General features: G+C 44.7%; 15 protein-coding genes. 7 read left to right on the top strand and 8 right to left on the bottom strand.

What is annotated here, in order from left to right; genetic code table 11:
- Nucleotides 1–4 precede the first annotated feature (4 nt).
- Nucleotides 5–2,062 carry a methyl-accepting chemotaxis protein gene (locus tag Q1Q15_RS00660; RefSeq protein WP_300455197.1) on the top strand — a complete coding sequence of 686 codons (2,058 nt, stop codon included), beginning with the start codon at nucleotides 5–7 and terminating at the stop codon, nucleotides 2,060–2,062.
- On the opposite strand, the gene Q1Q15_RS00655 is transcribed toward Q1Q15_RS00660, so the two are convergent.
- Nucleotides 2,052–3,128, bottom strand: coding sequence for a GGDEF domain-containing protein (locus tag Q1Q15_RS00655; protein ID WP_300455195.1), 1,077 nt, complete (start codon nucleotides 3,126–3,128; stop codon nucleotides 2,052–2,054). The genes Q1Q15_RS00660 and Q1Q15_RS00655 overlap by 11 nt on opposite strands.
- Nucleotides 3,129–3,330: 202 nt before the next feature.
- Nucleotides 3,331–3,909, bottom strand: a complete 579-nt coding sequence (locus tag Q1Q15_RS00650) for an HDIG domain-containing metalloprotein (RefSeq protein WP_300455192.1) — start codon at nucleotides 3,907–3,909, stop codon at nucleotides 3,331–3,333.
- Nucleotides 3,910–4,045: 136 nt separating this feature from the next.
- On the opposite strand from Q1Q15_RS00650, the gene Q1Q15_RS00645 reads away from it, so the two are divergent.
- Both Q1Q15_RS00645 and panC read left to right on the top strand, forming a co-directional pair.
- The gene (locus tag Q1Q15_RS00645; protein ID WP_300455189.1) at nucleotides 4,046–6,145 is read left to right on the top strand and encodes a response regulator; all 2,100 of its coding nucleotides are present in this window, start codon (nucleotides 4,046–4,048) and stop codon (nucleotides 6,143–6,145) included.
- Nucleotides 6,145–6,996, top strand: a complete 852-nt coding sequence (panC, locus tag Q1Q15_RS00640; protein ID WP_300455187.1) for a pantoate--beta-alanine ligase — start codon at nucleotides 6,145–6,147, stop codon at nucleotides 6,994–6,996. Before Q1Q15_RS00645 ends, panC begins: the two co-directional genes overlap by 1 nt.
- Here panC and Q1Q15_RS00635 read toward each other — a convergent pair.
- Entirely contained in the window at nucleotides 6,977–7,861 is an 885-nt protein-coding gene (locus tag Q1Q15_RS00635; protein WP_300455185.1) for a hypothetical protein, read from the bottom strand. The two genes, panC and Q1Q15_RS00635, sit on opposite strands and share 20 nt — an antisense overlap.
- Complete coding sequence (gene mobB, locus Q1Q15_RS00630; protein WP_300455182.1) at nucleotides 7,842–8,360, bottom strand: molybdopterin-guanine dinucleotide biosynthesis protein B; 519 nt, start codon at nucleotides 8,358–8,360, stop codon at nucleotides 7,842–7,844. The genes Q1Q15_RS00635 and mobB overlap by 20 nt, the downstream gene beginning before the upstream one ends.
- 176 nt (nucleotides 8,361–8,536) lie before the next feature.
- On the opposite strand from mobB, the gene Q1Q15_RS00625 reads away from it, so the two are divergent.
- Both Q1Q15_RS00625 and Q1Q15_RS00620 read left to right on the top strand, forming a co-directional pair.
- Nucleotides 8,537–9,040, top strand: a complete 504-nt coding sequence (locus Q1Q15_RS00625; protein ID WP_300455179.1) for a shikimate kinase — start codon at nucleotides 8,537–8,539, stop codon at nucleotides 9,038–9,040.
- Nucleotides 9,041–9,059: 19 nt separating this feature from the next.
- The gene (locus Q1Q15_RS00620; protein WP_300455176.1) at nucleotides 9,060–9,977 is read left to right on the top strand and encodes a helix-turn-helix transcriptional regulator; all 918 of its coding nucleotides are present in this window, start codon (nucleotides 9,060–9,062) and stop codon (nucleotides 9,975–9,977) included.
- A 90-nt stretch (nucleotides 9,978–10,067) separates the two neighbouring features.
- Here Q1Q15_RS00620 and Q1Q15_RS00615 read toward each other — a convergent pair whose 3' ends face one another.
- Nucleotides 10,068–10,796 (bottom strand): anaerobic ribonucleoside-triphosphate reductase activating protein, encoded by a 729-nt coding sequence (locus Q1Q15_RS00615; RefSeq protein ID WP_300455173.1) that lies wholly within the window; start codon nucleotides 10,794–10,796, stop codon nucleotides 10,068–10,070.
- A 15-nt stretch (nucleotides 10,797–10,811) separates the two neighbouring features.
- Nucleotides 10,812–12,902: a ribonucleoside triphosphate reductase gene (locus Q1Q15_RS00610; protein WP_300455170.1), complete on the bottom strand. Its 2,091-nt coding sequence runs from the start codon at nucleotides 12,900–12,902 to the stop codon at nucleotides 10,812–10,814.
- 172 nt (nucleotides 12,903–13,074) lie between these two features.
- On the opposite strand from Q1Q15_RS00610, the gene Q1Q15_RS00605 reads away from it, so the two are divergent.
- Entirely contained in the window at nucleotides 13,075–13,323 is a 249-nt protein-coding gene (locus tag Q1Q15_RS00605; RefSeq protein ID WP_300455168.1) for a hypothetical protein, read from the top strand.
- Here Q1Q15_RS00605 and Q1Q15_RS00600 read toward each other — a convergent pair.
- Both Q1Q15_RS00600 and nudC read right to left on the bottom strand, forming a co-directional pair.
- Nucleotides 13,320–13,892, bottom strand: coding sequence for a CoA pyrophosphatase (locus Q1Q15_RS00600; protein WP_300455165.1), 573 nt, complete (start codon nucleotides 13,890–13,892; stop codon nucleotides 13,320–13,322). The genes Q1Q15_RS00605 and Q1Q15_RS00600 overlap by 4 nt on opposite strands.
- A 61-nt stretch (nucleotides 13,893–13,953) precedes the next feature.
- Nucleotides 13,954–14,790 (bottom strand): NAD(+) diphosphatase, encoded by an 837-nt coding sequence (gene nudC / locus Q1Q15_RS00595; RefSeq protein WP_300455162.1) that lies wholly within the window; start codon nucleotides 14,788–14,790, stop codon nucleotides 13,954–13,956.
- A 217-nt stretch (nucleotides 14,791–15,007) separates the two neighbouring features.
- Between nudC and Q1Q15_RS00590 the strand changes: the two genes are divergently transcribed.
- Nucleotides 15,008–15,517 carry an NUDIX hydrolase gene (locus Q1Q15_RS00590; protein ID WP_300455159.1) on the top strand — a complete coding sequence of 170 codons (510 nt, stop codon included), beginning with the start codon at nucleotides 15,008–15,010 and terminating at the stop codon, nucleotides 15,515–15,517.
- The last annotated feature ends 2 nt before the right edge of the window (nucleotides 15,518–15,519 follow it).

Genomic DNA, 15,519 nt, shown 5'->3' with positions numbered 1-15,519 from the left:
GACAATGGCACATATCGGATTTGATAAAAGACTGTATATCGGTTCCTTTGGCATCATTTTCCTGACCATTTTGATTATTGCAATGGTGAATTTTTACCAAACCAAACACTCTTTTCTTTTAAAAGGACAGACCACCATTCAAAACGTGTCAGATGTCTTGTTGAAAACCATTCAGCTGAAATATAACCTGCAAAAAGAAAAAATAGATGCGGATATGGGGGCGCTGATGGCGGAAAGTCAAAGCGCGGGGACAATAATGATTGTCGATTCCAGAACAGTTGATATGGCCATCTATGATGTCGCTTCAGAAAAGAAAGAAACGATCACCCTTCCAAAAATCATTTTCGGGCTGACGTTTATTACGGCCGATCATGGCATCGTTGATAAAATTGGTAAATTCAGCACTTCTGATGTTGCGTTGTATCAGCACCACGGTGATAAATTGATCAAAGTCTCCTCAAGCGCTAAAAATAAAGATAGTTCAAGGGCTATTGGAGAATACTATACGTCGGGAACCGATCTTTATAAATCCATAATGGCCGGCAAAGCGTATCTGTTTCTCACGAAACAGGGAGCCGAGATTTCCATGCAGCATCTCCAGCCGTTCAAGGACACCCTGGATGAAAACATTATCGGTGCATACTCTGTGACTAGTAAAATTTTAACCCAGGACCTTGTGGAACTTATCAACACGGTTACGGTGGGCGGTCACGGGTATTCCTTTGTCAATTCATCAGACGGCCAGATCCTTATCCACCCCGACAAAGCATACCACGCCTTAAACCTCCGGGAATTTGAAACAGACACGGACATCTTGACGGGTAAATCCGGGACGGCCATCTATGGCCATCATCAAAAGACGTATTATGCCCATATAAATTATTTTAAACCCTGGGACCTTTATTTTACCGTAGCCGTATCTGAAGCAGAGCTCATGACCGGTGTAAACAAGCAGATCATGACCGGTGCGGGGATCAGTGGCATCATCGCCCTGATCCTCGGTGCCCTGATCATCGGATTCATGAACCGGCAGCTGATGAAAAACATGAATGGCATGGCAAGACTGGCAAAAGAAGTGGCAAACGGTAACTTTAACTACACCTTTGCCTATACGGCAACCGATGCCATCCGAGACACGGTTGATGCCATGAATGAAATGGTCAAAGGCCTGGCCGAAATGATACGAGAGCTCCATTCCGGTGTTGGCACCCTGAGCTCGGCCTCCGGGGAATTAAACCAGGTGTCCGATCGAATGAGTGAAGGATCTGAAACAACTGTTTCAAAGCTGAATACAGTTGCTTCAGCTGCAGAAGAAATGAGCGTGAACATGGATTCTGTGGCAGCGGCCATGGAACAGGCGAGCACGAATGTGGAAATTGTGGCCGCCCGCACCATTGACATGCGGTCAAACATCAAAAAGGTCTCCCAGAACTCAACCCATACCATGGAAATAACCCGCAGCGCCGTTGAGAAAGCTGAGCAGACCTCAAAAAGGGTCAGCGAGCTGGGCCGGGCTGCCGATGAAATCAATAAGGTCACGGACACCATTAATCGGATTTCTTCCCAGACCAATCTTCTGGCCTTAAATGCAACCATTGAAGCAGCAAGGGCCGGAGAGGCCGGGAAAGGGTTTGCGGTTGTTGCAAAGGAGATCAAGGAGTTGGCCGGCCAGACAGCTGATGCTACGGATGACATTGCTAAAAACATCCAGGATATCCAGAATCAAATCAGCGGTGCTGTCACTGAAATCCAGGGGATTTCACAAATCATTCATCAAATCAATCAATTTGTCACGGAAGCTGCTGCTGCCATTGAGACCCAATCCACCACGACCATTGAAATTGCTGAAAATATCAGCCAGGTCTCTCTGGGCATACAGGAAGTAAATGTCAATGTTACCCAAAGTTCCGACGTATCCGGTCAGGTGGCTGAAGAGATCACTGATGTGCTGGCGACATCAAAAGAAATCAACCAATTTTCTTTAACCGTTAAAGAAAAGGCAAGCCTCGTGAACAATGTCATGCTTCAATTACAGGCCATGACCGAAAAATTTAAACTCTAACCAGGGTATTTGCCCGTTCAGAAGAATTACTGGGAAGGACCTTAATGACGCCGGGCATCACTGTGTTCCGCCCGTTCAGTTTGGCCCGGTACAGCATGGTATCCGCATCCTGGATGATCCGGGTCATATCTGCCTGGGGGGTCAGCTCGGACACACCAAAACTGGCAGTCACGGTTATGGTTTCCTTATCATGCACAATCCGCTTGTTTGAAATTTTAATTCTCAGACGGTCCGCAAGTTCCATGGCTCTTGTTTTATCGGTTTCCGGTAAAATCGCAATAAATTCTTCCCCGCCGTACCGGGCAAGGATATCTCCTGTTCTCATGTTTCTTTGCACAAGGGCGGTTACTTCCTGTAACACTTTATCCCCGGCAAGATGGCCATAGGTATCATTTACCCGCTTAAAATGATCCAGATCAAACAGAAAGACGGACAACTTTGTTTTATGCCGGATGGCGCCTGCCATATTTCGTTTCAACTGAGTCTCGAATTCTCTTCTGTTATAACACCCGGTTAACGGGTCAATGACAGCTGCCGTCTTTAAATTTTCAATTTTAACCTGCTGGGACAGGGCGGCGGCGCATCCTTGAAGGATAAGATTGACTACGTCATCATGATGACTGTACCACTGCTTTTGGGGAAGCATATAAATTCGACAATAACAATTTTCCTCGGATACCTCATAAAAAACAAGGTCTTTAATATTGAATTTTTCTTCCTGATCATCCGGGTGAAATGTCTGATTCAGATAATTTAAATCGTTTTTATTTTCAACATGAAAATCGTTTAAAATAATTTCTTCAAGAGATTTTTTATACATCCTGGGATCCAGCCAGACATCAACGGCCTTCTTTTTTTTGACCACAAAGGCAAATAACCTGTAATTGAGGAGTTCTTTTAAACAAAGGGCGACTTCATTGATAATATCCCGGGAGGATTGTTTCTGATTTAATGCAATGATGTGATGCGTTAGCTGTTTATGGTCCGCCTGTCTTTGGGCAACCTTGAAAATCATGGAAAACAAGGCCGTCAATCTTCTGGAGAGTCTGTTTAATGCTTGATTCATGTTCTTTCCTCATTTCAGTATATAACCCGCTTATAAAAGGAAAGAAGCAATACTCATGCCAAAATACATAAAACCATAAAAACTCAATAATTACAGTATATTAAAAATACAAACCACCGCCACACCTGTACCGACCATGGAAAAATATGCCGTCGCGTCAATAGTTTGACGTCCCTCTGAACAATAAAAACCGGAACCGCCGTTATAATTCTCCTTTTAACCCAATCTGTTCCGCCACCGGCTGCATTCCTAAAATCACCTGGGTAATGAGGTCGGAAAGTTCCATATCAAGAAATTGAGCGCCTTTTAGAATGACTTCCCTGTCAACCCCTGCCGCAAACCGTTTGTCTTTAAATTTCTTTTTCACGGATTTTGCCTTGATATCAAGGATGCTTTTTGAGGGGCGGACCAAGGCAGCACTGGCCACAAGACCCGTCAGTTCATCAATGGCATAAAGGGTTTTTTCAAGATTGGTTTCAGGTTTCACATCGGAACAGATGCCCCAGCCATGGCTGATGACTGCCCGAATATACGCTTCAGGCCACTGATTTGCTTCAAACAACTCAACACACTTGTGGCAATGGTCATTGGGAAACATTTCATAATCAAGGTCATGTACCAGTCCAATGACCCGCCATTTTTCTTCATCCTCGTTGAATCGTTTGGCAAAATGGCCCATCACAGCTTCAACAGCTAGGGCATGACGAATTAATCCCTGTTTTTTATTGTATTGGGTTAATAATGTGAAAGCATCCTCTCTGGTGGGGATATATGGTTCCATGACAGCTCCTTTAATTTCATTGTATCTCAACGATCGGTCCTCAGCTTTAATGGCCAACCTTGAAAGTTGAGATTGTATTTTCTGCTCAATTTAGTATGGTCTTACGTATCTTTTAACCCTATTTAAGTCAACGGTTATGATTTCAGAAATTTTTGATTTGACCCCGATTTACGAAGATGATGAAGACATCCTTCTGTTCTGGCAGAAAAAAATATTCACCTGTCTATTCTCGATTCTGCTAATTTCAGGTATCGTTCCCTATCTGATCAGCTGTCGATACGCCTTTGAGCAGTCCGAATGGTATAATGTCATTATGTATACGGTGATTTACCTGTGGGCCGCTGGTGTCACTTTTTTCAAGAAAATCCCCTTTCCCATACGGGTCTGGGCAGGCATGTTCGGATTTTATTTCATGGGGGTGCATTGCCTTTTGACCATGGGCCTGATGGGCAGTGCAAGGTTATATTTGCTATGTTTTTCTGCCTTTGCCGCGATTTTTTCCGGGATAAAAGGCGGGGTGGCAAGCCTTGTGCTGACCATTACAACACTGGTGGCCTTTGGATATCTTAATTTTAACGGGGTGGTTTCTCCGGACCATCTCCATGGGCTTCCCAGCCCCCGGGAATGGGGGGTGTTCATTGGGACCTTTTCCTTTTTATGCATCCTGGTAACCCTTTCCCTGGCCATCCTGATCAATGTTCTGGAAATTTCAGGCAGGGAGTTTAAACACCTGATAAAAAACACACCGGATACGATCTGGACATTAAATCAGCAGTTAATCATTACCTTTATCAATTCTGCTGTTTATCCCACCTTTGGGTTTACCCAAAAAGAAATGATGGGGCACCCCATTACCCAGTTTCTGCCGGAGCAAAACCTAGTGCATTTCAAAGACCAGATAAAAAATAAGGATGATTTTAATTATGAAACCATCGTCCATCACAAAGACGGGACCCCCATTCCCGTAGAGATCACGGGATCAAAAATCAGTCATTTTCCTGACAGTCACAATATGTACCAGGGGATTATAAGAGACATGTCCCAGAAAAAAATCCGGGAAAAAGAACAACACCGCCTCAAAGAAAAACTCGCCCGGGCTGAAAAATTAAAGGCCCTGGGAACGTTGGCGGGAAGTGTTGCCCATGATCTGAATAATATCCTGTCCGGGATAGCCACCTATCCGGAAGTACTGATGATGAATAAAACCCTTGATCCCCAAACCAGACAGGGATTGAACCTGATTAAAGATTCCGGCCGGAAAGCCTCGGCCGTGGTGAGCGACCTGTTAACCATTTCCCGGGGGGTCAGCGTGGAAATGGACATCATCAATATCAATACCATCATTGACCGGTATCTGATGGCCCGGGAGTACGACACCCTAAAAAAAACCTATCCCCAGGTCACACTGGATGTTGAAACAGAGCCGGAACTGTTGAATATAAACGGCTCGTATCTTCACATCGAAAAAACGATCATGAACCTTGTGTTGAATGCTGTGGAAGAAGTGTCAAACAGGGAGGGCGGCATCGTTCTTATCACAACCGCCAACGAATATATCAATGCCACCATGCCGGGATATGACGATATGGTCCCGGGCGAATATGTCCGTTTAAGTGTAAAGGATAATGGCGCGGGTATTGATAAAAAATATAGGGAAAAAATATTTGACCCGTTTTTTACCAAAAAAGAAATGGGAAAAAGTGGTACGGGATTGGGGCTTACCATTGTAATGAATGCGGTTCAGGACCACAAGGGCGGTATAAAAGTGAGTTCAAATAACAAGGGAACACGGTTTGACCTGTTGTTTCCGGCCGTCCGCCAGGACATACCCCACAAGGCGGTTTCCACCTCTCTTGATGCGCTCAAAGGCCAGGGTCAGCGGATTCTGGTGGTGGATGATTTAAAGGCCCAGCAAAAAATTGCCCTGGGTATTCTTGAGCACCTGGGATATCAGGCCCAGGCCGTTGATAACGGATATGCTGCGGTTGATGTCATCCGAAACCATCCTGCTGACCTGATCATTCTGGATATGATTATGACCCCCTCCATCAGTGGCCTTGAGACCTATCAACGGATAAAAAAAATAAATCCGGATCAAAAAGCCATCATTGCCAGTGGATTTTCTGAATCAGAAGATGTATTAATGGCCCAGGACCTGGGCGCAGGCAGTTTTATAAAAAAACCCTATACCCTTTTAGACATGGGAATCGCCATTAAAGAGGAGCTGGAAAAATAATGGATATATTAAAAACAAAATCTGAAATGCACGAATGGTCAAAAACCCGAAAAAAAGAATCAAAAACCATCTGCTTTGTTCCCACCATGGGTTACCTGCACCAGGGTCATGTTTCCCTGTTGGAAAAAGGTCGCCCCCTCTGTGATACGCTGGTGCTCAGCATCTTTGTAAACCCGGCACAGTTTGGGCCCAATGAAGATCTGGACTCCTATCCGTCAAACATTGAAAATGATCTGGCCCTTGCCCGGAAGGCAGGCGTAACAGCTGTTTTTTTACCCAGGAAGGACGATATCTACCCTGAAAACTTTCAGACGGAAATAAAACTTCAATCCCTTCCCGATCATTTGTGCGGAAAATCCAGACCGATCCATTTTGATGGTGTTGCCATCGTCGTCACAAAATTGTTTAACATTATTCTACCGGATATTGCCGTGTTTGGACAAAAAGATTATCAGCAGCTGCAAATCATCCGCCAACTGATGCTGGACCTGGATCTCGACATCGAGATTGTCGCAGGGGAGATCATCAGGGAAAAAGACGGGCTGGCCATGAGTTCCCGGAATGCCTATCTGTCGGAGTCCCAGCGGGTATCTGCCCGGAGTCTTTTTAAATCATTGAATCTGGCCAGGGAATTGATTGCCAGGGGAGAAACGCGCCCCGGGGCCATCATACGTCAGATGGCCTCTTTTATCCAGGGGTTTCCGGAAACAGCCCTGGATTATATTTCCTTTTGTGATCCCCAAACCCTTGAGGATGTCGACAGCATCAAGCATCCGGTCTTACTGGCCATCGCTGTAAAAATAGGAAAAACCAGGTTAATTGATAATGCCCTTATTGATCCGTCACAATGATGACCCTGCATTCTTTCAAAAAGGCGTGCCGTTCTGTTGTTTTTTCCAAAATGCGGTACTCTGACATGCTGATAGCAATGGCGGAATTGGCTTTTCCATCTTTTCGAAGCCCCGTCAGAACCAGGGGGTGATTGCCGACTCGCTTGTCCGTTAACGCCTGGTCCATATTGCAAAGATATTTGCAGACCCCATTTTGAACAGCAAACTCCCTGCTGATAAAAACAAAAGAATAAATATCATGGCCCTGCTCGCTGACAATGACAGGATTGAGAACAGGTTCAACCCCCAGGCCCCTTGCATCGACGATTAACCCCGTATAGGGGGGGGTATCTGTCTTTACGGCATCGTTTTTTGGATGTATTTCAGGATTGATTTTCGGTATCTGTCGAATTTTTTCCGGCAATACCAATTGTAAAAACCCGCCAAGCATTGACGTTTCAAGGATTATTTCCACGGCAAGGGCAGACGTATAATATTGTTTGGAAATACGGGCATCCCCGGCTGTTTTTTCAATACCCGCTAAAATAACATCATTTTTAGATGCATACGCATCCACGCTCAAGCCGGCATTAATTTTTATTTGTTTTAAAATCTCTATGATCTGCCGGTTTGCATCTGCCCGTGCTGATCCGGGAACGGATTCATGGGACGTTTCTCTATTATCTTCAGGCGATGCCATACCCATGGCCGTTATTTTTCCGGTACTCCAGTTGATGGTCCCATTCTCAAACCGGGTAACACAATGATACTGACTGGCGGGGTCCTGATTTGCCGGACAAACAGATGCCATACACACCAGCAGACCGGCGATAATACCCCTGCAGACGAGTCCGCTGAAGCGCTGTCTAATCGTCTTTTTTTCCACGCTGTTCTTTTTTTAAAAAATTGGATTCAATAAAGTCTGCGATCTCATGGATATCTTCAAGCCCGAACACCGGCACATCCACGTGATAATCCGAATCGGTAACAAACGCAATGAGGTTTTCATCCGCCATGCACAAAGGGTTTTTGTGAACGCTGCCAATCCTGAAAACCTCTATTTTCGAAAGATTCTGACGTTTGAACCCTTCTGCTAATATAATATCCATATCAGAAAGATAAGACCGCATTTTTTCAATATAGCTTGCAGCGTCATCCTTGATCATGGCGACTTTGTTTTCCATAATAACAAGGGTCGCCTTGGCACCTGCTTTTCTATGACGCCAGCTGTCTTTCCCTTCTTTGTCCATGTCAAATCCATCGTGGGCATGCTTCACAGATCCGATTCTATACCCTCTTTTTGTCAGGCAGACAATCAATTTTTCAAGAAGTGTGGTCTTTCCGGAGTTGGATTTTCCTACAATCGTAATTATTTTTGGTTTCATATGCCATATCTTTGCTGCTGCGCGTTAATTTTCCTAAAAATAGTGTTCAAACCAAAGAAAGTCAAGCACGATAACATTTTGGCCTTGTCTTGCATTCTTAAAAAAAGAATAGTATTCTCATTTTTACTTTATTGTATAATAGCTAAAAAAAATTGCAAAATATGAAAAATATTCTAATGAAAACTAAAAAAAATATAAGTTTTATAGGAATGCCCGCTGTTGGAAAAAGTACGGTGGGAAACCTGTTAACCCAAAAAATCGATTTTGCGTTTCTGGATTCAGACGATTTGATTCAATCAAGGGAGCATCAAACCCTGGCCCAGATCATTTCTTCAAAAGGCCGATCCCGGTTCTTAGAAATTGAAGAACAGCATATTTTAAGCATTGATTGCTCCCATCATGTGATCGCCACAGGGGGCAGCGTGATATACAGCCCCAAAGCCATGGCCCATCTTTCCAGAATCAGTACCATTCTCTATCTGTTCGTTGACCTGAAGACCCTTTTGACACGGCTGTCAGACATTACCGCCCGGGGCGTTGCCATCGACGAAGGAAAGAGCATTGAAGACCTTTACAAAGAAAGGACTCCCTTGTATGATAAATACCATGATATAAAAATTGACTGCACTTCAATGACAGCCGAACAAGTGGCTGAACGAGTGATGGCGTATTTATCTTAAGACAAAAGGGAGACCTGCCATGGGTGAAATGTTTTCAACCAAAGAAATTGCAAAATTTTTAAATGTAAATGAGAAAATGGTCTATTCCCTCATTGCAGAGAAAGGTCTGCCAGCCTCTAAAGTTACAGGGAAATGGATTTTCCCCATCAATCTGGTGCGACAATGGGTCGAAGCCGGTACAGAGAATTACCCGCAACTGGCCAAACTGCCGCCGTATCATGGACTGGTCCTCATTGCCGGCAGTAATGACTTGCTGCTGGACAAAATCATCTCCACCTTTAACCTTAAGCATGAAGACCATATGGCCATGTTCGGCATTGCCGGTTCCATGGGAGGATTAAAAGCCTTAAAGCAGAATCTTTGCCACATTGCTGCCAGCCACCTGGTGGCCGACAACCAGGACTATAATTTCCCTTTTTTAAAGGATGAAATGAACCATCTCCCTGCCGTGGTCAACTTTTGTTTAAGGGAGCAGGGAATTCTTGTCCAAAAAGGAAATCCCAAAAACATTCAGTCGATAACCGACCTTGGCAACCCCAATATCAAAATCATCAACCGCCAACTGGGAACCGGAACCCGTCAACTTTTTGACAGGGAGTTGGAAGCAGCAGGAATCAATGGTGAAACCCTCGACGGATATGACACCGCTTTAACCCGACACATGGATCTGGGGTTGGAAATTCTCATGAACAAAGCAGACGCAGGCCCCGGCATCAAGCCGGTGGCCAGCATGCTGGGTCTTGATTTTATTCCGATCTGCACCGAGCGGTTTGATTTGCTCATCACGAAAGAACGATTTTTCGACCAAGGGATTCAGCTGTTCTTGTCCCTTTTAAAAGGAAAGGTGATCCAGGCAGCTGCCCAAGCTTTCGGGGGGTATGACTTGTCCATGACCGGTAAAATGATTTATCCGGGATCAGACCCTGAATCCGAATAAATCCTTGTTACCCGGGATATGAATGCCGACACAATTTCATTCGCTGAAATCCTGCACCCTATTTTGTGTGATTATTTATTTCCGAGCCCCTTACCGGACCACAGCGGTGATAACGTATGTATTGATAACCTCTTTTAGCTCAAGCAATTCTCCATCAGAAAAAAAATACTGATCTTCTTTTAAAAATTCCGGATCCAGTACAATGACATTCCTGGAGCATTTTTGAAGAATATAGGTTGATGCCCCGGTAATCATTTTCCCGATATCGGTCATGATTTCCTTGCTGACAAACGGCCGGCAGCAAGTGGTTCTAAACTCATACCCGGGTGCTTTTTCCATCAAAAGCCGGGCGCTCTCATGAATTTTTTCAGCATCAAAGGCCCGGGGCACGATCATATGATAATTTTCAAGACTGGTTTTGATATCCATGGAGATAAAATCCACCAGTCGGTCTTCAAACAATTGGGCCAGTATGTCGGGATGGCTCCCGTTACTGTCCAACTTCAATTGATATCCCATGCCCTTGATCTTCCGGCAAAATGCGATCAGATCTTTTTGCAGTGTGGGTTCTCCACCGGTAATCACCACCCCTTCTAAAAACCCCTTTCGTTTTTCAAGAAAGTCAAAGATCTCTTGTTCATCATAACGGGCCCCCATCTGCCCTTTGATGCTGCTTCCAGCCTCTTTTTGGGAGCCGACCACCAAATCAGGATTATGACAATACGGGCAGATAAAATTGCACCCTTGTGTAAAAATGATGCAGGCAATGATTTTGGGAAAATCAATCAAGGAATTTTTTTGAAATCCACCAATCTTCATTTTTTGCCACCTTGATCAAGCCACATTAAATGTTTTCCGCATGGCAAATTCTGTCTGCTTTCCGCTATTCCATTGTCCCACAGGTCTTAAGTATCCGACAACCCTTGAGTAGACTTCTGTTTTTGCATCACAGGTTTCACATGTTTCATGCTCGCCTGAAATATATCCATGGGACGGGCACACACTGAAGGTCGGGGTCAATGTAAAGTAGGGCAGTTTAAACGCGCTGGATACCTTATTCACAAGATGTTTTACCACATCTATGTCCGAGACCTCTTCCCCCAGGAAAAGGTGCTGAACCGTTCCACCCGTATATTTGGTCTGGAGTCGATCCTGGAGTTCCAGGGCTTCAAAAATATCATCGGTATAGTTGACCGGCAGATGGGTGGAATTGGTATAGAACGGATCTTTTCCCTGCTGGTATTCGTCTTCATTGGCACAGAGGATATCGTCAAACCGGGCTTTGTCCATACTGGCAAACCGGTATGTCGTACCTTCGGCCGGTGTTGCTTCAAGGTTGAAGATTTCATCGGTTTGTTCCTGCAAGCGTTCAATCCTGCTCCGGATATGGTCCATGACTTTCACGGAAAAGTCCTGTCCGGCTTGTGTGGCAATCCCCTGGCCCATAAAATTAAGACAGGACTCATTCATGCCCAGAATGCCGATGGTGGAAAAATGATTACGCCAAAACACACCGGTATTCTCTTTAATTTTCCTCAAATAAAATTTTGAATAGGGGTAAAGATCATTCTCTGTAAATTTTTCAAGAATCTTGCGTTTGATGCTCAATGACTCTGCAGAATAATCAATCATCAGGTCCAGCCGTTCAAAAAAATCGGTTTCATCTGTTGCCAGATATCCAATTCTTGGCATGTTCAGGGTAACAACGCCAATGGAACCGGTCAACGGATTGGCACCGAACAGCCCTCCCCCTCTTTTTCTCAGCTCCCGGTTGTCCAGTCTCAACCGGCAACACATGGAACGGGCATCTTCCGGGTCCATATCTGAATTCACAAAATTTGAAAAATAGGGAATGCCATACCTTCCGGTCATCTTCCAGATATTCTCAAGATTGGGGTTGGTCCAGTCAAAGTCCTCTGTGATATTGTAGGTTGGAATCGGGAAGGTAAAGACCCGGCCTTTTGCATCCCCTTCCATCATCACCTCGGCAAATGCAGCATTCAGCATGTCCATTTCTTCCTGATACCCTGCATAGGTCTGCTCTGTGTATTCTCCGCCGAGGATGACAGGAGAATCCTTTAACATAGACGGCACATTCAGGTCCATGGTGATGTTGGTAAACGGTGTCTGAAAACCGACCCGTGTGGGAATATTGATATTAAATACAAATTCCTGGAGCGCTTGCTTCACCTCTTTGTAGGACAACGCGTCTGTTCTGATAAAAGGTGCTAAAAGCGTGTCAAAATTTGACATGGCCTGGGCACCGGCTGCCTCGCCCTGCAAGGTATAAAAAAAGTTGACGATCTGACCCAGGGCACTTCTGAAATGTTTGGGCGGAGAGGATTCCACCTTTCCGGCAACCCCTTTAAATCCTTCGAGCAACAGATCCTGTAAATCCCAGCCCACACAATAGACAGACAAAAGGCTTAAATCATGAATATGGAGGTCTCCCCTGTAGTGGGCATCCCTGACTTGTGGCGGATAAATTTTATTGAGCCAGTATTCTGCGGTAATGTCTGAAGAGATGTAATTGTTTAATCCCTGGAGGGAATAACTCATGTTGCTGTTTTCTTTGACTTTCCAATCCATTTTTCGGATATAGGATTCCATGAGGTCTACATTTTCTTTAATGGCAATCTTTCGGATCTGGTTGTGCTGCTCCCGGTAGATAATGTATGCTTTGGCTGTTTTATAAAACGGGGAATCCAGCAGCACTCTTTCCACGATATCCTGGATCTCTTCGACCTCCGGAACAGGCCCGAGATGAAGGTCTCTGATGAGGGTGACAACCTTCATTGTCATTTTTTTTGATTCTCTTGCATTAAATTCACCGGTGGCCTCGCCTGCTTTCTGAATCGCATGGGTAATTTTTGATGAATCAAACTCAGCTATCCTTCCATCCCGTTTTTTAATTTGCTCAAACATGGTTCCACCCCTTGAAATCTCATTGAAATTAACATATCTTTTATCAGCGGTGGGACTGGCTTTGACGTGATTTACCGGAACCGCCGGACATTGAATTTAGTCAACATATTGTTGTTTGTCAATAGAATAATTATATATGTTGTGGTTTAACACAAAACAACTGGAAATGCAAATGCAATTAGAGCAAACTCTATTTTTCAGAAAACCCATAACCCCCTGGTATGATTCAACGATTGCCTGCTGGACACTTATTACCAGTATGATCTTTGTCTTTGTCTTTGCCATTGCCGGTATTTTTGTGGGTTCCGGTAATCCGGAATTTCAGGAACACGTCTGGTTTCCCGGGCTGTTATCCTTTTTAAGCTTATTTCTGGTGGTTAAAGTATTTCTAAGGCTTAAACGGCGGTCAAGCAAGAACTAACGATCGTTTAGCAAAACTTCTATGAGGTGGTATACTATTTTTGCCGTTACCCCCCAGATCAACACATCTTCATAGGGGTAGGTCAGACGCATGACATTGGGAATCTGCTGATGATAGGCTTTTTCTTTGTGCCGCTCAATCAGGTAGTTTAACGGAATCTGAAACACCCGGGATATTTCAGACGGATCATGTTGAATATGGTCTTTTTGATTCCAGATCCCCACCCAGGCGTTGATATCCTTGTTGTTAATGGTTTGGAAATGCCCAAGAGATCCGACAACCTCTACATTCTGTCGATGTATCCCCATTTCTTCGGTCAGTTCCCTTAATGCCGTATCCTTTGTTGAAAGATCGGTTTTCTCCTTATGCCCACCGGGAAAGGCCATCTGGTTCCGCCAGGGATATCCCTTTATATCTGCTTTCTGGATAAACAGCAGTTCAACTTCCGCATTAAACATAAACAACGCAATCACACTGGTCGGTTGAAACAGATGATCCTCCGGAGGTCCGGGGTGGGTTCCGTTTTGAATGGCTGATCGAATCCGACTGATACAGGTGTCTTTATCCATGAAACCCCTTGCCTGAGATATTAAAAAAACGGTAAAAAGATACAGGGAAACCGTCTTCTTGTCAACTCGTTGAATTTTTCATCAGCTGCTGACGCACAAACCAGTCAATGAGCTCTCCTGCAATGGTCTGCTTTCCCGGGACAAGGGGAAGGTTGTCCGCCGTAAACCAGTCGGCCTCGATTAATTCCCGGGGATTGATGGACAAGCGTCCACTGTCATAGACCGCTGTAAATCCGATCATCAGGCTGTCGGGAAACGGCCAGGACTGGCTGTTAAAATAACGAATCTGCTTGATCATAATGCCGGCTTCTTCAAAAACCTCCCGGGCGACACACGATTCCAACGCCTCTCCCGGTTCGACAAATCCCGCCAGGACACTGAACATTTTCTTGTTGGGAAAATTGATCCCCCGGGCCAGAAGAATCTTATCGTCCTTGATGACCGCGGTAATGATGGCCGGAGAAATGCGCGGGTAACTGACCAAACGGCATCTGGGACACGCCCTTGCATACTCATCCTTTTTTCTCTGGGTTTTGGCGCCGCATCTGCCGCAAAACGTGAAATTCATATTCCAGTCATTGATCTGCCGGGCGTATCCGGCAATACGCCAGAACCCATTCTCAATTTTACCATAAAGGGATCGCAAATTTATGAATTTGTAGGGTTCCGGCACCTTCCCGGGTAAGATCTGAGCACAATAACATACCCTCTCCTTGATCCGCCCCAAAAAGCAGGGTTCCGTCACTGCCAGTGCGGCAAGGGATTTTTCCCCAAGGCAGGGGATCTCGGCAAGGGTAGTGGCGGATTCCTTAACAAGGATATCGTTTTTCAAAAAAATAAAATAATAGGCTTTTTCGGAAGCTGTCACCGGTTCTATTGCTGTTTTAATAAATTCCATGATTCATCCTGACACATCAAAATAATTCCTTTGATAAACGGTTTAACCCAAAGGGGGCTTCATTTCTGAAAATAAATTTGTCTTACACCCTAATATAGAATATATTATCATGGTTTCCATGAAATTCATCTGAATAGCAACAATATTTTTGCTGTTTTAAAAAAATCGACATTTTTACAGGGTGTCCATAATACCGGGGTAGGGATCAAACATTATTATGAATAAAGAAACCATCTATCAATTTTGCCCGTTGTGCGGGGAAAAATTTATAAAAAAACGACTCCTACAAAACGAGCCGGAAAGACTGGTGTGCAGCGCTTGTGCATTTATTTTTTATCTGGATCCCAAGCTGGTGGCCTGCACTATTGCAGAAACCCGTAACGGGATTGTTCTTCAACGGCGGAACAAAGAACCCAAAAAAGGCTGCTGGGTACTGCCGGGAGGATTTGTGGACAGGGGGGAGACCCTTGAAGAGGCGGCCAGGCGTGAATTTTTAGAAGAAACAGGACTGCATACCCAAATCAACTGCCTGCTGGGCAACTATTCCTATCCAGGAGAAGCCAATATCATCATTGTCTACCAGAGTGATATAACCGGCGGCACCATCCGGCCCTGCCATGAATCCATGTCAATTGATGAATTTAAACGACAGGACATCCCCTGGGATCAGCTCGCCTTTGACACAACCAAAAATGCATTAAAAAAATATATTGAAGAAAACGGTTAACC

The sequence above is a fragment of the Desulfobacula sp. genome, assembly GCF_030145145.1.
GTDB lineage: Bacteria > Desulfobacterota > Desulfobacteria > Desulfobacterales > Desulfobacteraceae > Desulfobacula.
Note: the sequence above shows the minus strand (reverse complement) of the source record. Positions and strands in the feature narration are given on the sequence as shown.